General features: G+C 69.4%; 16 protein-coding genes and 3 tRNA genes. 15 read left to right on the forward strand and 4 right to left on the reverse strand.

Annotated features, from left to right (window positions below):
- Nucleotides 1–23 precede the first annotated feature (23 nt).
- The 3 genes from ABFY20_RS03355 to ABFY20_RS03365 all read left to right on the forward strand — a co-directional run bounded on the left by ABFY20_RS03355 (nucleotide 24) and on the right by ABFY20_RS03365 (nucleotide 3,903).
- Nucleotides 24–1,400, forward strand: a complete 1,377-nt coding sequence (locus ABFY20_RS03355) for an FAD-binding oxidoreductase (protein ID WP_368498536.1) — start codon at nucleotides 24–26, stop codon at nucleotides 1,398–1,400.
- A 97-nt stretch (nucleotides 1,401–1,497) separates the two neighbouring features.
- Nucleotides 1,498–2,979: an AAA family ATPase gene (locus ABFY20_RS03360; RefSeq protein ID WP_368498537.1), complete on the forward strand. Its 1,482-nt coding sequence runs from the start codon at nucleotides 1,498–1,500 to the stop codon at nucleotides 2,977–2,979.
- A 36-nt stretch (nucleotides 2,980–3,015) separates the two neighbouring features.
- Nucleotides 3,016–3,903 carry a DMT family transporter gene (locus tag ABFY20_RS03365; RefSeq protein ID WP_368498538.1) on the forward strand — a complete coding sequence of 296 codons (888 nt, stop codon included), beginning with the start codon at nucleotides 3,016–3,018 and terminating at the stop codon, nucleotides 3,901–3,903.
- Here ABFY20_RS03365 and ABFY20_RS03370 read toward each other — a convergent pair.
- Complete coding sequence (locus ABFY20_RS03370; RefSeq protein ID WP_368498539.1) at nucleotides 3,857–4,591, reverse strand: NUDIX domain-containing protein; 735 nt, start codon at nucleotides 4,589–4,591, stop codon at nucleotides 3,857–3,859. The genes ABFY20_RS03365 and ABFY20_RS03370 overlap by 47 nt on opposite strands.
- Nucleotides 4,588–5,076: a YajQ family cyclic di-GMP-binding protein gene (locus ABFY20_RS03375; protein WP_368498540.1), complete on the reverse strand. Its 489-nt coding sequence runs from the start codon at nucleotides 5,074–5,076 to the stop codon at nucleotides 4,588–4,590. The genes ABFY20_RS03370 and ABFY20_RS03375 overlap by 4 nt, the downstream gene beginning before the upstream one ends.
- 92 nt (nucleotides 5,077–5,168) lie before the next feature.
- Here ABFY20_RS03375 and ABFY20_RS03380 point away from each other — a divergent pair, with 92 nt between their 5' ends.
- From ABFY20_RS03380 to ABFY20_RS03410, 7 genes are all read left to right on the forward strand, one after another.
- Complete coding sequence (locus ABFY20_RS03380; RefSeq protein WP_368498541.1) at nucleotides 5,169–5,426, forward strand: type II toxin-antitoxin system Phd/YefM family antitoxin; 258 nt, start codon at nucleotides 5,169–5,171, stop codon at nucleotides 5,424–5,426.
- Nucleotides 5,423–5,806: a type II toxin-antitoxin system VapC family toxin gene (locus ABFY20_RS03385; RefSeq protein WP_368498542.1), complete on the forward strand. Its 384-nt coding sequence runs from the start codon at nucleotides 5,423–5,425 to the stop codon at nucleotides 5,804–5,806. The genes ABFY20_RS03380 and ABFY20_RS03385 overlap by 4 nt, the downstream gene beginning before the upstream one ends.
- Before the next feature lie 39 nt (nucleotides 5,807–5,845).
- Nucleotides 5,846–6,640 (forward strand): lytic transglycosylase domain-containing protein, encoded by a 795-nt coding sequence (locus ABFY20_RS03390; protein WP_368498543.1) that lies wholly within the window; start codon nucleotides 5,846–5,848, stop codon nucleotides 6,638–6,640.
- 90 nt (nucleotides 6,641–6,730) lie between these two features.
- Nucleotides 6,731–6,812: transfer RNA gene (locus tag ABFY20_RS03395), tRNA-Tyr, on the forward strand.
- 87 nt (nucleotides 6,813–6,899) lie between these two features.
- Entirely contained in the window at nucleotides 6,900–7,664 is a 765-nt protein-coding gene (locus tag ABFY20_RS03400) for a hypothetical protein (protein WP_368498544.1), read from the forward strand.
- Nucleotides 7,665–7,773: 109 nt separating this feature from the next.
- Nucleotides 7,774–8,604 carry an inositol monophosphatase gene (locus tag ABFY20_RS03405; protein WP_368498545.1) on the forward strand — a complete coding sequence of 277 codons (831 nt, stop codon included), beginning with the start codon at nucleotides 7,774–7,776 and terminating at the stop codon, nucleotides 8,602–8,604.
- Between the two features lie 277 nt (nucleotides 8,605–8,881).
- Nucleotides 8,882–10,435, forward strand: a complete 1,554-nt coding sequence (locus tag ABFY20_RS03410; RefSeq protein WP_368498546.1) for a peptidoglycan DD-metalloendopeptidase family protein — start codon at nucleotides 8,882–8,884, stop codon at nucleotides 10,433–10,435.
- 96 nt (nucleotides 10,436–10,531) lie between these two features.
- On the opposite strand, the gene ABFY20_RS03415 is transcribed toward ABFY20_RS03410, so the two are convergent.
- Complete coding sequence (locus ABFY20_RS03415) at nucleotides 10,532–12,307, reverse strand: glycoside hydrolase family 13 protein (RefSeq protein ID WP_368498547.1); 1,776 nt, start codon at nucleotides 12,305–12,307, stop codon at nucleotides 10,532–10,534.
- Nucleotides 12,308–12,410: 103 nt separating this feature from the next.
- Here ABFY20_RS03415 and ABFY20_RS03420 point away from each other — a divergent pair.
- The 3 genes from ABFY20_RS03420 to ABFY20_RS03430 all read left to right on the forward strand — a co-directional run bounded on the left by ABFY20_RS03420 (nucleotide 12,411) and on the right by ABFY20_RS03430 (nucleotide 13,225).
- Nucleotides 12,411–12,482 (forward strand) — tRNA-Thr (locus ABFY20_RS03420).
- A gap of 43 nt (nucleotides 12,483–12,525) precedes the next feature.
- Nucleotides 12,526–12,599, forward strand: a tRNA-Met gene (locus ABFY20_RS03425).
- 368 nt (nucleotides 12,600–12,967) lie between these two features.
- Nucleotides 12,968–13,225, forward strand: a complete 258-nt coding sequence (locus ABFY20_RS03430) for a hypothetical protein (protein WP_368498548.1) — start codon at nucleotides 12,968–12,970, stop codon at nucleotides 13,223–13,225.
- 669 nt (nucleotides 13,226–13,894) lie between these two features.
- On the opposite strand, the gene ABFY20_RS03435 is transcribed toward ABFY20_RS03430, so the two are convergent.
- Nucleotides 13,895–15,061 carry a sugar ABC transporter substrate-binding protein gene (locus ABFY20_RS03435; protein WP_368498549.1) on the reverse strand — a complete coding sequence of 389 codons (1,167 nt, stop codon included), beginning with the start codon at nucleotides 15,059–15,061 and terminating at the stop codon, nucleotides 13,895–13,897.
- 174 nt (nucleotides 15,062–15,235) lie between these two features.
- Between ABFY20_RS03435 and ABFY20_RS03440 the strand changes: the two genes are divergently transcribed.
- Entirely contained in the window at nucleotides 15,236–16,579 is a 1,344-nt protein-coding gene (locus ABFY20_RS03440; RefSeq protein ID WP_368498550.1) for an aminomethyl transferase family protein, read from the forward strand.
- Between the two features lie 107 nt (nucleotides 16,580–16,686).
- A complete protein-coding gene (locus tag ABFY20_RS03445; RefSeq protein ID WP_368498551.1) occupies nucleotides 16,687–17,304 on the forward strand; it encodes a TetR/AcrR family transcriptional regulator in 618 nt (205 codons plus the stop codon).
- Nucleotides 17,305–17,314 lie beyond the last annotated feature (10 nt).

A 17,314-nucleotide genomic window follows, 5' to 3' on the forward strand; every position in this document is an offset into this window, starting at 1 on the left:
GGCACGTCGTTACTGTTCCAGGCATGACCTTCACCGCAGATGATCTCCACACCTTCACCGCCTCGCTCGACGGCCCCGTCTTCGTGCGCGGCGACGATGCGCTCCCGGCCGAAGTCGCCGGTTTCAACACCACCGTCGTGCACGACCCCGACCTCGTCGTGGGCGCGGCGAGCGAGGCCGATGTCGTCGCCGCCGTGCGCTTCGCGGCCCGGCACGGGCTCCCGGTGCACGTGCTCGCCACGGGCCACGGCGGGTTCACCCCCGTCGTCGACGGGCTGCTCGTCACCACCTCGCGCCTCGACACCCTGCGCATCGACCCCGAGACCCGCCGGGCCGTCGTGGGCGCGGGGCTGCGCTGGCGCCCCGTCGTGGCGGCGGCCGCCGAGCACGGCCTCGCCCCGGTCACCGGGTCGAGCGACAGCGTGGGCGTCGTCGGCTACACCACCGGGGGCGGACTCGGGCCGTTCGCCCGCACCCTCGGCTTCTCCTCCGACTGGGTGCGCGCCTTCCGGGTGGTGACGGCGGGCGGCGAGCTCGTCACGGCGTCGGAGACGTCGCACCCCGAGCTGTTCTGGGCGCTGCGCGGCGGCAAGGGCGGACTGGGGGTCGTGACCTCGATCGAATTCGAACTCGTGCCGCTCACGTCTTTCTACGGCGGGTCGCTGTTCTTCGACGCCGAGCACATCCCCGCGGTGCTGCGAGCCTGGGCGGCGTTCACCGAGACCGCCCCGACCGAAGCGACCTCCTCCGTCGCCGTGGTGCGCTTCCCGCTCTTCGACGAGATCCCCACTCCGTTGCGTGGCAAGACCGCGCTCTCGCTGCGCTTCGCCTACCTCGGCGACCCGGCATCCGGGGCCGCCGTCTTCCAGCCTCTGCGCGAGGCGGCCCCCGCCTTCTTCGGTGCCGTCGACGTGATGCCCGCCGCAGCCGTGGCGATGGTGCACAACGATCCCGACCAGCCGGGGCCCGTGTGGGACAGGGGGATGATGCTCGACTCCGTCGACGACGGTTTCGTCGACGTCTTCCTCGAGGCCTTCGGGCCGGGTCGTGAGCTGCCGATCATCGCCGCCGAGCTGCGGCACGTCGGTGGGGCGACCGCTCGTGACGTGCCCGGAGGCAGCGCGGTCGGCGGGCGCGACGCCGCGTACACGCTCGTGATGGTCGGGGCGCCCGACCCCGGGCTGTTCGACACCGTGCTCCCGCGGGTCGCCGACGGCATCACCGGGCTGCTCCGGCCGTGGATCTCGGCCTCGACGAACATCAACTTCGCCGGCGACCTCTCGGTTCCGGGAGCCTACGAGGCGGCGTGGCCTGCCGAGATCTTCGGGCGGCTCGCCGAGGTGCGGCGCAGCTACGACCCCACGGGGATGTTCCCCTACCCACCGCGCGCTGCCGTCTGACGACAGGCGGGGTCGCGCGGCCCCGTACCGACCCCATCCGTCGTGTCGGAGGGCCCGGCTACAGTGGTCGAAGAGTCGAGACCGGGAGGAGTCGCTCGTGGACGAGCACACGCAGGAGTTCGCCGAGACCTTCACCAGCTTCCTCCGGCAGGCGATGGAGCAGATGCCGGCCCCGGCCGAAGGCCTCACCCCGTTCGGCGAGCTGGTGCGGCAGCACCTCGGCGCCGACGTCACCGAGATCCCCTCCGTCGAGCAGGTCATCGCCTCGCACCGGCTCGTCGACGCCGACCTCGCGCTGGTGGCGCTCGCCGAGCCGAGCGGGGCGACGCCCGTCGGTGTCACCGGCTCGCACATGCGCGACCAGGCGCCCCTGCCCGAGCTGATCAAGGGTCCGCAGCACGCGCAGTTCGCGCCCGGCCCCGTCGACTACGTCTCGGTGCCCGACGGGCCCGACTCGGTGCGCCGCGTGATGTCGTTCGGGGTGTACCTGCTGCACTGGGAGGGCGCGCCGATCGTGGCGCTGCAGCGGGCCGCCCGCCCTGAGCGCGGCCGCGGGCACGCCTCGATCGAGGTGCTCGCCGCCGACTCCGAGCTCGCCAGCCGCTTCCTGCTCGAGCACGGGCGCCTCATGCTGTCCCTCTCGGTGCTGCGCGGCCAGGTGCTCTCCTTCACCGGAAACGAGTACGGCTCGAACGCGGCGGGCGCCACGTTCCTGCCGCGCCCGCAGGTCGCCGCCGACGACGTCGTGCTCGCCCCCGGTGTGCTCGAGACCGTCGCCCGCCACGTCGTCGGGATGGGGGAGCAGCGAGAGGCGCTGCTGGCCGCCGGCCAGCACCTCAAGCGGGGAGTGCTCCTCTACGGCCCACCCGGAACCGGCAAGACGCTCACGGTGCGACACCTGCTGAGCCGCACGCCGGGAACGACGGCCGTGCTCTTGACCGGCACGAGCATCCGCTTCATCACCGAGGCCGCCGAGCTCGCCCGGGCCATGCAGCCCGCCATCGTCGTGCTCGAAGACGTCGACCTGGTGGCGATGGAGCGCGGCATGTTCGGGCCGCAGCCCCTGCTGTTCGCGGTGCTCGACGCCCTCGACGGGCTCGACGGCGACGCCGACGTGGCCTTCGTGCTCACCACGAACCGGGTGGAGGTGCTCGAGCGCGCGCTCGCCGAACGGCCGGGGCGGGTCGACCTCGCTGTCGAGATCGCGCTGCCCGACGATGAGGCGCGGCGGCGACTGTTCCGCCGCTACGCCGAGGGGCTGCAGTTCAGCGACGAGGCGCTCGCCGCCGCCGCCGAGCGGGCGGAGGGCACGACCGGGTCGTTCGCGAAGGAACTCGTGCGCCGCGCCGTGCTCACCGCTGCGGAGGCGGGTCGCGCCGTCTCCGACGCCGACCTCGCGGAGGCCCTCGACGGGCTGCTCGCGGGGAGCGCGCAGCTCACCAGGCGCCTGCTCGGGGGCGCGGGCGACTCCGAGCCGGAAGAAGGAACAGAGGTGCTGCAGCACGGTGAGGGAGATTGGGTCGCCTACGCCCCCGCATCGGGCATGACGTTCACGCGCACGACCAGCCACCCGGGGTAGCGCCTCGTCGGGCGCGCGAGAGCGCACAATGGAGCGGTGACTCGCCGCGGCATCCTGCTCTTCGCCGCCCTCGGCATCGCCTGGGGCATCCCGTACCTCTTCATCAAGATCGCGGTCGGCGAGCTCGAGCCCGAGATGGTCGTGCTCGCCCGCTCAGGGCTCGCCGCCATGCTGCTTCTGCCGCTGGCGCTGCTGCGCCGCGAGGTGATGCCGGTGCTGCGGCGGTGGAAGCCGCTGCTCGTGTACACGGCGCTCGAGATCGTCATCCCCTGGTACTTCCTCAGCTCGGCCGAGCAGAAGCTGCCGAGCTCCACCGCGGGGCTGCTGCTCGCCGCCGTGCCGCTCGCCGGGGTGGGCGTCGCGTTCCTGATGGGGCGGCCGAGCCGGCTGTCACGCCTCAACTGGCTCGGCATGGGGGTCGGGATGCTCGGCGTCGCCGCGCTCGTCGGCCTCGACGTCGGCGGCAGCGACCTGCTGGCAGTGGGGGAGATGGCGTTCGTGGTGATCGGCTACGCGGCGGGCCCGGCGGTGCTCGCACGGTACATGTCCGACCTGCCCGGCGTCGGTGTCGTCGCGGTCTCGCTCGCGCTCACCGCCGTGGTCTATGTGCCCTTCGTGCTGCTGCGCGGTGCGTTTCCCACCGAGTGGCCCTCGACCGAGGTGATCGTGTCGATCGTGGTGCTGGCCGTGGTGTGCAGTGCTCTCGCGTTCATCCTCATGGTGGCTCTCGTGGGCGAGATCGGGCCCATCAAGGCCACGGCCATCACCTACGTGAACCCGGCGGTCGCCATCCTCGCCGGCGTGCTCGTGCTGCGGGAACCGGTGACGGTGTGGACGATCGTGGGGTTCGCGCTGGTGCTCTCCGGCTCCTACCTCGTCACGCGGCGAACGGCCCTCGCAGCGCCGCCCACTGCAGCAGCATGATCGTCTTCGCGTCGATGATGTCGTCGCCGATGCGGGCGAGGGCGTCGTCGATGCCGAGCTCGACCAGCTCGATGTCCTCCCCTTCGTCGGCGAGCCCGCCCCCCGCATCCGCCCGCTCCTCCGAGCGGTAGGGTGCGGCGAAGAAGAACAGCTTCTCGGTGATCGAACCCGGGCTCATGTAGGCGTCGAAGACGTGCTCGACCTCGCCGATGTCGTAGCCGGTCTCCTCGCGGGCCTCGCGGCGGATGGCGGCCTCGGGCTCGTCTTCGTCGAGGAGGCCGGCCGGGAGCTCGAGCAGGTTGCCGTCGGGATGCCCGTTGACGTAGGCGGGGTAGCGGAACTGGCGGATGAGCAGCACGGTGCGGCGGGCGGTGTCGTGCAGCAGGATCGTGGCGCCGTTGCCGCGGTCGTAGGTCTCACGCTCCTCGATGGAGCGGTGACCGTCGCTGTGCTCGAACTCGAAGCGGGTGGTGCGGGTGACGTACCAGTTCGAGCTGAGGAGGGTGACGTCGAGCACCTTCACGCGCGGGTTGCCGGTGAGGTCGAGGCCCGTGCGGTCGAGGCCGGTGCGGCCACGGCGGTCGGGCACGTCGATGCCGGGGCGGCCCGGGGTCGCCGGGGTGTCAGCGGTCGCCGGGGCGTCGGCGCCCGCCGGGGTCTCGGCGCCCGCCGGGGTCTCGGCGCTCACCGGAAGTTGATGAACTGCAGCGCCACGTCGAGGTCGGCGCCCTTCAGCAGCGCCATCGTCGCCTGCAGGTCGTCGCGGCTCTTCGACGACACCCGCAGCTCGTCGCCCTGGATCTGCGACTTCACGCTCTTCGGCGCCTCGTCACGGATGAGCTTGTTGATCTTCTTCGCGTCGTCCTGCGCGATGCCGTTCTTCATCGACGCCTCGATGCGGAACTCCTTGCCCGAGGGGAACGGGTCGCCCGCATCGAGCGAACGCAGCGAGATGCCGCGCTTGATGAGCTTCGACTCGAACACCTCGAGGATGGCCTTCACCCGCTCTTCGGAGGAGGCCTTCATGAGCACCTTCTCACCGCTCCACTCGATCGACGCGCCCACGTTCTTGAAGTCGTAGCGCTGCGCCACCTCTTTCTGCGCCTGGTTGAGGGCGTTGTCCGCCTCCATCTTGTCGACCTTGCTGACCACGTCAAACGATGAATCTGCCATGCCCTCATTTTACGCGGCATCGCCCCCGCATCCCATTGTGACGATGTCTCATGCTGGCTAGAGTGATGGCTAGATGCGGAAAGGGGGAGATCATGGAGAGCTACGACGTGCTGTACACGAGGAACAATCTGTCGAAGTTGGTCGCGCGCGCGGAGGGCGGCGAGACGATCGAGATCACCCGCCGCGGCAAGCCCGTGGCGCGCCTCGGACCCATCCCGGAGGAGGAGCGCCCCTGGACGGGGCGAGAGCTGGTCGAGTGGCTGGAAGCGAACCCGCTTCCCCCGAGTCATCACAAGACGCGGGAAGAGATCGACGAGATCATCCGGGAGATGCGCGAGGACGACGAGTGATCTACGCCGACTCGAACATCCTCATCCACCTGGTCGAAGACGTCACCGAGATCGGCGACAAGGTGCGCGCCGACTTCGCCGAGCGGGCCCACGACGTGGGCATCAGTCCCCTGGTGGTCCTCGAATGCAAGGTCGTCCCGTTGCGTAACGATGACCAGATCCTGGTGCGACGCTACGAGCGGGTGTTAGAGAAGCTCACCATTCTCGAGATCGCACCGCAGGCCTATGAAGACGCGGCTCGACTACGGGCGCGATATGGCCTGAAGACGCTCGACGCGCTTCACGTAGCCACCGCCCACTTCCATCTGTGCGAGGCCTTCTGGACGCATGATCGACGGCTCGCGGCGGCCAGGGGCGGGATGGAGATGGTCTCGCTCTGAGGCGGGCGGGTTGTCAGGGGGGTCTGATTGGGTGGGGGCATGGGTGTGCGGGGCCGGGTGGCCGTGGGTGTCGTGGTGGCCGGGGTCGTCGCGGGGGCGGCGAGCGGATGCACGGGGCAGGTCGGTGGTGACGGCGGGCCGGATGCGACGTTCCCGGTCTTCGCGGAGGCGCAGCGCGCATCCGGCGTCGGTGAGTTCGGGGAGGGCAGTGACCGGGCCGAGGGTGGTGACGGAGTCGGCGGGGTGACGAGTGCCGAGCTCGCCGACCCCGGCTGGCTCGACCGGGTGGCCGAGGCCACCGGCATCCCGAGGAGGGCACTGCAGGGCTACGCGGGCGCGGCGCTCGTGCTGGCCGAGCAGCAGCCGGAGTGCCACCTGGGGTGGAACACGCTCGCCGGCATCGGCTGGGTGGAGTCGCACCACGGCACGATCTTCGGCGGCAGCATCCAGCCCGACGGGCGCACCAGCGATCTCATCATCGGGGTGCCGCTCGACGGGCAGGGTTTTCAGGAGATCCCCGACTCCGACGGAGGAGCCGTCGACGGCGACACCGAGTGGGACAGGGCGGTGGGCCCGATGCAGTTCGTGCCGACGACCTGGGCCGCCTGGGCCACGGAGGCCAACGGCGACGGGGTTCCCGACATCCACAACATCGACGACTCCTCGCTCTCGGCCGCCGAGTACCTCTGCTATTCCGGCGGCGACCTTGGCGCCGAGAAGGGGTGGCGCGACGCCATCGCCGCCTACAACGAGTCGCCCGCCTACCTCGACGAGGTGCTCGAGTACGCCGATCGCTACGCCGCCGAGGCGACCGACTCGCCGGCGCCGAACTGAGCAGCCCCGGCGATTTCGCGCTGGTGCCCGGCCCGGGTATATTTGTCCAGCGCCTTCGGTTGTGTTGTTCGAACGTGGTCGGGTGCGCCTGGCGGGTTACCCAAGTGGCCAAAGGGATCTGACTGTAAATCAGACTGCTTCGCATTCGGGGGTTCGAATCCCTCACCCGCCACCGAAAGAACCCCCACGATCAGCGCGATCGCGGGGGTTCTCGTGTGTCCGGGCTCCCGCGGTGTCGGCGCCCCGCTAGATTCGCCGCATGGGTGAGGGCGAACGCGTGAGGATCGACAGCATCCCGGCTCTGGTGCTGGAGCCGGAGGGGGAGGCCCGCGGGGAGCCGCGCGGGGTGGCGCTCTGGCTGACCGGGCTCACCGGGTCGAAGGAGGTCACGCTGCCCGTGCTGCGGCGACTCGCCGCCGCGGGCTACGTCGCGGTGTCGATCGACGCGTGGCGGCACGGGGAGCGGGCCGACTCCGAGATGCCGGCGCTCGCCGCCGATGCGCTCGGTGGCTTTCGCGACCGGATGTGGACCATCATCGGCCGCACCGTGCTCGACGCCGGCGAGGCGGTCGAGTGGGCGCTCCGCGAGCGCACGGTTCCGCCGCGCGTGCTCGCCGGGGGCACCTCGATGGGCGGTGACGTGTCGATCGCGCTGGCGGGCATCGACCCGCGCATCGAGCGCGTGGCGGCGATCGGGTCGACGCCCGACTGGTCGAGGCCTGGGATGCGGCACCTCGACGACGGGCCGGTGATCGACCAGGGGCGGACGTCGCCGCTCTCCGCGCTGCTGCGCGAGACACTCGATCCCTCCCTCCATCTGAGCCGCTTCACCTCGCGCGAGTCGCCCGTGGCCATGCGCCTGGACGTGGGGGAGCGCGACACCCATGTGCCCATCGCCCCGGCCTTCGCCTTCGCGGCGGCGGTGCCCGGCATCGAGGTGGTCTCGCACGCGGGTGTCGACCACCGGGGAATCGGCGCCGAACCGATCGTCGACGCCGCCGTCGACTGGCTGCTCGCGGGCTGAGCCGAGCCAGGGCGGATCCCTGCCCGTGGTAACCTGCCACGCTGACGAAGGCGCTCCGAGCGACCGGAGCCCACCCGCCACCCGCCACCCATCGAACGGAACAGCCCACATGCCTGCCACCGATCCCGCCGAACTCCTCGCCCTCGCCCGGTCGATCGCCGTCGATGCGGGGGAGCTCATCCGCCGTCGTCGTGCCGAGGGTGTCACCGTCGCGGCCACGAAGTCCACTCCGCAAGACGTGGTGACCTTCGCCGACCGCGAGTCGGAGGACTACATCCGCGCTCGGCTCGCCGAGGCGCGCCCCGACGACGGGTTCTTCGGCGAGGAGTCCGACGCCACCCCCGGTCGTTCCGGCATCACCTGGGTCGTCGACCCCATCGACGGCACCGTCAACTACCTCTACGACATCCCGGCCTACGCCGTGAGCATCGCCGCCGTCGAGGGCGACCCCGCCGACCCCGCCACCTGGACGACCCTCGTGGGCTGCGTCGTCAACCCCGTGCTCGGCGAGGTCTTCTCGGCCTCCCACGGCGGCGGCGCCCACCTCGGCGACCGCGCTCTCACGGTGAACACGGACGTCGTGCTGGAGCAGGCGCTCGTGGGCACCGGCTTCGCCTACAGCGCCGAGCTGCGCGTGAAACAGGGTGCCGTGGTGACGGGCCTGGTGGGGCGGGTGCGCGACATCCGCCGAGCAGGTTCCGCGGCCCTCGACCTGTGCTCCGTGGCCGCGGGCCGGCTCGACGCCTACGCCGAGCGCGGACTGAACCCGTGGGACTACGCCGCCGGTGCCCTCATCGTGCGCGAGGCGGGTGGCGTCGCCGCCGGATTCGCCGGCGCGGCACCGGGATCGGTGATGACGCTCGCGGGCGACGCCTCCCTTCTGACCGAGCTCGAACCACTCGTGTTCGAGCTGCATCGGGATGCGGGTCTTCCGCTCTGATCGTGCGTGACACTCCGCTCACCTGCGGATCTATTGCGTGAGGTGGAGTTCCGGCGAGGGCCTCGTTACCCTTGTCGAAGCCGAATCCTCGTGACACGAGTCGGCGAACCTCCCCCGAGACGACCCGACCCGACGATCCACGGAGAAACCCGAACACGTGCCACGGACGACTTCACGCCCGGATGACGACGCATCCCCCCGCGAGGCCTCAGGTTCAACGAAGCACCACGACCCCTCCACCCTCCCCTCCCGCCGGACCCTGCGCACCGCGCACCCCGTGAGCACGGAGACGGATGCTGCTGCCGCCGCCCCGAAGCGCAGCGGTCGACGAGCGGGCACCCCCGAGCTTGTCGCCGACGTCCCCGTGGAGGCGACCGCCGCCGAAGTCGTCGCCGAGCAGCCCGCCGGGAGCACGACCCGCCGTACGGGTCGCCGCGCCGGAGCCGCCCCCTCCGTGGCCGCACCGGTCGACGCCGAGGCCGCTCCGATCGAAGACGCGGCAGACCCCTCGAAGGCGGCTGCAGAAACCCGCAAGTCAAAGGGCCGTCGCGTCGGCGCGACCGCCGTCGACGACCAGCCGTCGTCGCCGCGCAGCGCGGCCGGGCGCCGGGCGCGCGCGGGCGCCGAGTCGGCACCCGCAGACGTCGTCGCCGCCAGCACCATCGCCGCCCCCCGGCCTTACTCGCAGCGCGCCGGACGGCGCGCATCGGAGACCTTCGCCGACGAGACCACCCGATCCTCCGCGGGTCGCCGCGCCAAGGCCGCCGCCGACGCCGCGAGCACCCCCGTCGTCGAGACCACCCCCGCCGCCCCGATCACCGACGTCGTCATCGAGGTCGAGCCCGTGGCCGCGTCCGAGCACGACACCGTCGACGTCACCGCCGAGGTCGAGGCGGTCTCCGCCCCCGTCGTCACCAAGCCCGTGTCGCGCCGCACCCTGCGCACGGCGCCCGTCGCCGACGCGGCCTCCGACAAGCCTTCGTCACCCGACGCATCCCGCACCACCTCCGACGCATCCGAAACCACCTCGGCCGCGTCGCACACGTCGCCCGACGCGCCCCGCAGCACCCCCGACACCCCGCGCAGCGCTTCGACCGGCCGCCGCAGCCGCCGCGGCGACATCGCGAAGGGTGCCTTCAGCGTCGTCGCCATGCTCTTCGCCGCCGGCATCGCCGTCGCCACGACCATGCCCGCCTCGGCGTTCCACGCGGCCACCGCCGCCACCGGCGTCAGCGCTCCCTCCGTCGCCGGCGACCTGGCCGCAGCGCTCCCCGGTCAGGAGCTCACCACCGGGTCGCAGACGCTCGCCTCCGACATCACCCGCGACGGCTACGGGGTGCGCGACATCGCCGCGCTCCGCGCTGCGGGCTACCGCATCGCCGACACGTTCACGAACAACCCGAACGGAACCATCCAGTGGCCGTTCCCCGTCGGCGTGCCGATCAGCGACGGCTTCGGCCCCCGCGAGTCGCCCGGCGGCATCGGCAGCACCGACCACAAGGGCGTCGACTTCACCCCGGGCCAGGGCACGACCATCCAGTCGATCGCCGACGGCGTGGTGCGGCTCGTGCAGGCCAGCGACAACGGCGGACTCGGCGTCTACGTCATCATCGACCACGTCATCGACGGGCAGGCCGTCTCGAGCGTGTACGGACACATGCTCACCGGTTCGGTCGAGGTCACGGAGGGTCAGGTCGTGAAGGTCGCCCAGGCCGTCGGCAAGGTCGGCAACACCGGCACCTCCACCGGGGCCCACCTGCACTTCGAAGTGCGCCTCGACGGCGTCACCCCCGTCGACCCCTTCGCCTGGCTTCAGGCCAACGCGAACTGACACCCCGCATTCGCTCGTCCGCGAGAAGGGTGGGGCAGGGTGCGACCGCACCGCGCATCCGCTCGTCGACAGCGAATGGATGCGCGGCACGCGACCCTAGAGCAGCCAGATCGCGGTGTCGGCGGGCAGGGCAGGCTCGTTCAGCGGCTCGCTGGTGAGGAGCACCTCGCCCGGGCCCTCTGCGGGAAGCTCGACCGGCGTCTGCCCCAGGTTGGCGATGACGGTCACGCCGTTGTTGCGGAAGGCGATGACCTCGGGGCCGTAACCGGGGATCCACTCGAGCGTCCCGGTGCCGAGCCCGTGCAGCGAGCGCAGCGCCAGGGCGCGCTTGTAGAGCTCGAGGGTGGAGTCGGCGACGCCCTCCTGGCTGGCGCGGGCGAGCTCGTCCCAGTCCCCGGGCTGCGGCAGCCAGCTCGCGGTCGACCCCGCGGGCCCGAAGCCGTAGGTCGGCGAACCGGCCTCCCACGGGATGGGCACGCGGCAGCCGTCGCGCCCGTACTTCTCGTGGTCGGTGCGGAACCAGGTCGGGTCCTGTCGCGCGGAGTCGGGGAGGTCGATGACCTCCGGGAGGCCGAGCTCCTCGCCCTGGTAGACGTAGGCGCTGCCCGGAAGAGCGAGCATGATGCTCGTCGCGGCGCGTGCGCGGCGGAGGCCCACGACGGGGTCGGGGAGCCCGGGGGAGTTCGGCCCGATGCCGGCACCCTGCAGGTTCTCGGCCTCGAGCGCGAGACGGGAGGCGTGCCGCACCACGTCGTGGTTCGACAGCACCCAGGTGCTGGGGGCGCCGACGGTGGCGAACGCGGCGATCGAGCCGTCGATCACGGTGCGGAGCTCCGCGGCATCCCACCCGGCCGAGAGGTAGGTGAAGTTGAAGGCCTGCTGCATCTCGTCGGGCCGCACCCAGCGGGCGAGCTTCGTCAGCGGTTCCACCCAGGCTTCGGCGCAGAGCACGCGCTCGCCCTCGTACTCCTCGAGCACGGAGTGCCAGCCGCGGAAGATGTCGTGAACCCCGTCCTGCGCCCAGTAGGGCGGCGTGGGCGGGTCGGCGCTGGCGTCGGCGTCGATGCCCGGCTCGAGGCCCACCAGGGCGTCGGCGGTGCCGCCACCCATGCTGCCGGCGTCGGCCGGAGGCGTGTAGTCGGGAAGGCCCGCCTCCTTGATCATGCCGTGGGCGACGTCGACCCGGAAGCCGTCGACGCCGCGGTCGAGCCAGAAGCGGAGGATGTCGTGGAAGCGCTCGCGTACCCACGGGTTCTCCCAGTTGAGGTCGGGCTGCGACTTGTCGAAGATGTGCAGGTACCACTGGCCGGGCGTGCCGTCGGGGTTCGTCACGCGCTCCCACATGGGACCGCCGAAGACGCTCTCCCAGTTGTTGGGCATCTCGTCGCCGTTCGGGCCCTTGCCGTCGCGGAACATGTAGCGGTCGCGCTCTGGGCTGCCGGGGGCGGCCGCGAGGGCCTCCTTGAACCAGGCGTGGTCCCAGCTGGTGTGGTTCGGGACGAGGTCGACGATGACGCGGATGCCGAGGGCGTGAGCCTTCTCGAGCATGAGGTCGAAGTCGGCGAGGGTACCGAAGATCGGGTCGACGTCACAGTAGTCGGCGACGTCGTAGCCGGCGTCGTGCTGGGGGCTCGTCATGAAGGGGGAGAGCCAGATGGCGTCGATGCCGAGCTCGGCGAGGGAGTCGAGACGAGTGGTGATGCCCGGCAGATCGCCGATGCCGTCGCCGTCGGAGTCGGAGAACGAGCGGGGGTAGATCTGGTAGATGACAGCGGAACGCCACCACTCGCCGCCGGTGCCGATGAGGGTGGAGACGGCCTCGGTCTCGGGTACTTCTGGGGTCTCGGGATCGGGTGAGGTCTCGATAGTCATGGGGAGAACTCTAATGGCAGCGCGGATCGCCCCGATGCGGCGAAACCGGCCTCCGAGTGATGCTATTCTCTACTGGTGCCAAAAACCGTTCGCGGTTCGACACGCCCCCTTAGCTCATTGGTAGAGCACTTCCTTGGTAAGGAAGAGGTAGTGGGTCCGATTCCCACAGGGGGCTCCGGCTTCCGGCTCGGCCGCCTCGCGGCGCCGGCCGAAGCTCTGGCGGGATAGCTCAGTTGGTTAGAGCACACGGCTCATAATCGTGGGGTCGCGGGTTCAAGTCCCGCTCCCGCTACAAGGCCCCGAGATCTCGCCGTCTCGGGGCCTTTCTTCTGCGCCATGGCACGTTCTCTCCCGGCACCACGACCCACAGGTGAGGTCGGCTTGCTCCTGCCGCAACCTCATGCGATCTGCTGAAGGCACACGTCGTCCTTCTGCGAAAGGTTCGCCATGCGCCCGTCTGTCTCCCACCCCGTCACGCGACGTACTGATCGGTGACGCCGCGGCGTTCGTCGGAGTCACACCCCGCAGGATCCGCCACTATCACCATGGAGGCCTCCTCGCCGAGGGTCCGCCGCATGGCCCACGCCGGCGTGGCTCTCGACGACATCCGTGCAGCCTTCGAGGGGCGTCGCGCCGAGCGACGCGACCGACCAGGACGAGATGGCAGGCGTCCTCGCGCGTCTTGAGGAAGCCCTCACCGCACAAGAGGCCGAGCTGCAGAGGATGCACACCTCGGTTCAGCGCATGCGCACGCTCGGAACGACTCGGCTTGCTCGACATCTCGTCTCCGGCCGATTGGAGGATGCTCCTGAGGGCACTCTGCAGCAGGACGACCTCGATACCCTGCTGGTCACCGAACGGGTCTTCGGGCCGCTGGGCGCCGCCATTCAAGCCGGCCGGTTCCTCGCTGGCTCGTGACCCCGCCCTCCGGGCGGAGTCTGATCGTGTCGACGCCGCCGAGGAGGCGCTCGACGACACCGTCGCTGTCGATGATCCGCGGGTAGCGGAGGTCTCGGCCGAAAGGCACGCGTTCGCGACAGGCGTGGTCGAGGGGCGCGCCCGCCAGCGTCCGTGTTCGTCGGCGCCCATGCTGCCGTCGGGCCCGTGGGTGACCCAGCGATCCGCGCCCCTCGCTCATGGAGGCGCTCGGCGAGCTCCGAGACCGGGGCGTCGCCCACCGCATCCGTCGCCTCCAGGCGGTTGACCGTGACGCGGGCGGCGCCGCACGGCGGAGAACCGCCTCGAGCACCTGTCTCGTGACGTCGAGCGCCACGCTCACCCCAGGTCGCTGAGGAGGGCCAGCTCGGCGGCGGGTGAGCCGACCCGGTGCGACGGCACCGAGCCCGATACCGCGAGCCACCCGTCTGGCACGGCCCTGAGCCGCTCGACGAGCCCGCGCCACGCGGCATCCGGAGTGGTGGGGCATGCTCGTAGATCTCGGTCAGCTGTCAGCGGACCCCGGACGTCTCGCCTGGGGCGCGATCACTCGACTCTCGAGCGAAAGGGTTCACCGAGATGCGGATCTCGCCGGACCCGCGTTCTCGTGTGCGGGCCGCCATCTCAGGCCGGCCCGCACATGATCGTGGGTCAGTCGATCCCCCACAGCTTGGCGAACTGGTCCTCGAAGCCGGGTTGCGCCACGTAACCGTTGAGGTACTCTCCCGCGTTCTCTTCGGTCAAGAAGGACGAGTAGCTGGCGTTGAACGTCGACCAGTCGACTGCGGAATTGTCGACCGGGACTCCGGCGTCGAGACGAAGCGCCTGGTCGACGGCCAGCCACAGCAGCATGTTGAAGTCGACCGCGAGGCCCTCCGCCTGCCTGCCCTCGGCAATCTGCTGCACATTGGGCGGAGTAGAGGATTGGCCGACGCCGGGAATGGGCGGCAGCCCGGCCAGCTCGAGCTTGTCGGGAAGACCCACCTGGAGTTCATCAGCGAAGGTCGCGAACGCGTCGGTGTCGGGGTGCGCTTGCAGATCGCTGAGGACGGTATCCGTACCACTTGTCGACATCGTGGCGACGGGGATGTCGACCACGCGAAGCGTGCAATCAGGGCAGAGTTCAGCCATGGTCTCCTGAGCCGCCTCCGCCTGGGTCTGTGAGACTCCGAGCTCGGGGATGCTGTAGAAGGCGAAATCAGTTCCCTGACCGCAGGTCAGCGCCAGAGCAGATGCAGCCAGCACTCGGCCGCTCTCGTACGAGGCCGCCTTGCCGGCGAGTACTTCACCGAGTCCGAAATCCTCACTGTTGGCAATCGAAGACGCGGCGAAGGTGATGCCCCCCGCTTTCATCTGGTCGAGTTGATCGATGTAGAAGATCGGGTCGACACCCAGCGCGATGACGATGTCAGGCTTGCTCTCGACGACGCTGTTGAGTGCCGTGTTGATGCTCTGGGCGTCGGATCCGGTCTGGACATTCTCGGCCTTTGCGCCGAGCTTTTCGGCAATGGGCTGCAGAAGGTCCCAGAAGATGCCCGCGACGGGTGAGCCAAGGTTGAGATAGGCGATACGCAGGCCCTCGGCCGGCCTCTCCGGCAGCGGCTGATCGACTGGCAGGGTCTTGTCGGTCGCAAGGTATGGTGCGCGGATCGCCTCGACCTTCGCGTAGTCGACCCCCGCGGCGGGTTCTCCGCTGCACTCCCCGGAGGCATTAGGTGACTCGGCGACGTCGCCGCCTGAGGCGCATCCGCCGAGTGCGGTGGCCAAGGCAAGGGCCACTCCGCCCGCCGCCAATCGAGTGAGGAATTTCTTGGACATGGGAACTCCTTGCCGGCACTGCCTCGCTGCAGTGCCATCTCACGGGCCGAAAGAAACTAACTCCACATTTGGAATTATGTAGCATGTTGGCATAATGTCGCAGAAAGTAGAAGACCCACCTCAGATGGGTTTCGCTTCGGCTATCGCTGTGGAATCAACCAAAGGAGATTGATGATGTCGTTACAGGATCGGATCGACCAATTCGAAAGTCCACTAGCGATGCTGCGGGCGTCGGGAATCGGCGATCCGTTCCCCTACCCGCTCGACTACACGAATTGGCGCGACGAACAAAAGGCGTGGACCACGACCGCGGTGCTGTTCGATCAGTCCTTCCACATGACCGATCTCTTCATCACGGGGCCCGACGTCTACAAGCTGCTCAGCGACACATCGGTGAACAGCTACGCCACCTTCGGCCCGGGAAAGGCCAAGCAGTACGTCGCGGTCAACGAGGAAGGCTACGTCGTCGGCGACAACATCCTGGTCGGTCTGGGGCCGGATGAGGTGACGCTCGCAGGGTTCGCACACTCCCTGAACTGGCTCGAATATCACGCCGCCACCGGAGGCTACGACGTCGAGATCAGCCGTGACCGCAACAGTCAAGGCGAGCCCGGTTCGAAGCGGCTCTACCGGTACGAACTCGAAGGGCCCGTCGCGTGGAAGATCCTCGAAGCTGCGGCCGGACACGAACTCGACCACATCAAGTTCTTCAACACGGCGAAGATCACCATCGCAGGCCACCAGGTATGGGCTCTCAACCACACCATGGGCGGAGTGCCAGGTGCCGAGAGTACTGGGCTTGAACTGTGGGGCCCGACCGAAGAGGGTCCAGCGGTCACCGAGGCGATCCTCGCGGCAGGTGAGCAGTTCGGACTGAAGCGTGGCGGTGCTTTGGCGTACGCATCGACGACCGCGGAGTCGGGGTGGGTGGGCGCCATCGTGCCTGCCGTCTATACCTCCCCCTCGCTTCGCGCGTACCGTGAATGGCTCCCCGACGATTCACTCGAGGCCTTCGCCATCAACGGACTGCACGGCAGTCACAATCCCGATACTGTCGAGGGCTATTACCTCAACCCCTGGGAACTGGGCTACAACAGAGTCGTCAAGTTCGACCACGACTTCATCGGACGCAGTGCGTTGGAGAAAATGCAGAACGAGAACCCGCGCCGCAAAGTCTGGCTGAAGTGGAACGGCGAGGATACGCAGCGAGCGCTCGTCGCATCCGAACTCGATGCACCCGACCGCCCCAAGGCCCTTCCGTTCCCCATGGGAATCAGCTGGGACGAAGTCCGAGTCGGAGACCGCCTGATCGGTCGAACCCAGCAGACCGGCTACACCGTGAACATCGGAGGCTTCTCATCTAATGGGTCGGTCGATGAAGAGTACGCAGTAGACGGCACCGAGGTCGAGATCGTCTGGGGCGACCACGACGGGGGCGAATCGAACCCTTCGACGCCTCGACACGCTCCCATCCGCATCCGAGCCACGGTTCACACCAGCTCTCCTGTCGACGCGTGACCGGTCACGCCGGTGGTCGACGTGGCCACCGGCGTCGACACGACGGCATCCGGTATTCTGGGCACGGGGAAGGACCTGGCCCGCATCGATACCCAGGAGTCCAGATCATGAGCAATGCAGTCACGGACGAACGGCTTTCGCTCCGAGAGCGGCGCCGCCTCGAGATGGCGACGCAGGTCGAGACGGTCGCCATGCGCCAATTCATCGAAGAGGGTTACGACAACGTCTCAGTCGCCGAGATCTGTGAGATCTCCGGAATCTCGCCCAGTACCTTCTTTCGCCACTTCGGTAGCAAAGACGGCGTGGTCGTAGACATCATCCGTCAGGTGAACGGACGGGTTGCGCGTTGGCTGGCTACTGCAGGTGACGACGATCGATTCGTGGCCCCTTACGTGGGCGCCCTCCGCAAGGAGTATGAGGAGGCGGGCTACCTCGACTCGGATTACATGTACCGGTCGGTCAAGGTTGTCGTGGGGCCGAAAGTCCGAGCGATCTACCTCGATCACCTCTCCGAGGGGCATGCTGCCATGGATGCGGAGATCGCGCGTCGGCTGCGCATCCCCGCCGACGGCCCGGAGATCCGGTCTGTGCGCGCCATCCAGTGGATCGCCATAGACCAGGCCATGCAGTCACTGCTTCGCGGGGAGCAGCTCGACGACCTGATGAAGCGGATCGAGGAGAATCTCGTGCTCCTCGCCCGCATGGAGAACGAGACCCCCCGGTAGCTCGTCGGCG

It is taken from the genome of Herbiconiux sp. A18JL235 (genome assembly GCF_040939305.1).
GTDB lineage: Bacteria > Actinomycetota > Actinomycetes > Actinomycetales > Microbacteriaceae > Herbiconiux.

Bases quoted from the DNA above. Each gene is read 5' to 3' on its own strand.
- ABFY20_RS03440 (WP_368498550.1), top strand. From the start codon at position 15,236: ATGTCGTTACAGGATCGGATCGACCAATTCGAAAGTCCACTAGCGATG.
- ABFY20_RS03380 (WP_368498541.1), top strand. From the start codon at position 5,169: ATGGAGAGCTACGACGTGCTGTACACGAGGAACAATCTGTCGAAGTTG.
- ABFY20_RS03375 (WP_368498540.1), bottom strand. From the start codon at position 5,076: ATGGCAGATTCATCGTTTGACGTGGTCAGCAAGGTCGACAAGATGGAG.
- ABFY20_RS03445 (WP_368498551.1), top strand. From the start codon at position 16,687: ATGAGCAATGCAGTCACGGACGAACGGCTTTCGCTCCGAGAGCGGCGC.
- ABFY20_RS03430 (WP_368498548.1), top strand. From the start codon at position 12,968: ATGGCAGGCGTCCTCGCGCGTCTTGAGGAAGCCCTCACCGCACAAGAG.
- ABFY20_RS03405 (WP_368498545.1), top strand. From the start codon at position 7,774: ATGCCTGCCACCGATCCCGCCGAACTCCTCGCCCTCGCCCGGTCGATC.
- ABFY20_RS03400 (WP_368498544.1), top strand. From the start codon at position 6,900: ATGGGTGAGGGCGAACGCGTGAGGATCGACAGCATCCCGGCTCTGGTG.
- ABFY20_RS03390 (WP_368498543.1), top strand. From the start codon at position 5,846: ATGGGTGTGCGGGGCCGGGTGGCCGTGGGTGTCGTGGTGGCCGGGGTC.
- ABFY20_RS03415 (WP_368498547.1), bottom strand. From the start codon at position 12,307: ATGACTATCGAGACCTCACCCGATCCCGAGACCCCAGAAGTACCCGAG.
- ABFY20_RS03435 (WP_368498549.1), bottom strand. From the start codon at position 15,061: ATGTCCAAGAAATTCCTCACTCGATTGGCGGCGGGCGGAGTGGCCCTT.
- ABFY20_RS03355 (WP_368498536.1), top strand. From the start codon at position 24: ATGACCTTCACCGCAGATGATCTCCACACCTTCACCGCCTCGCTCGAC.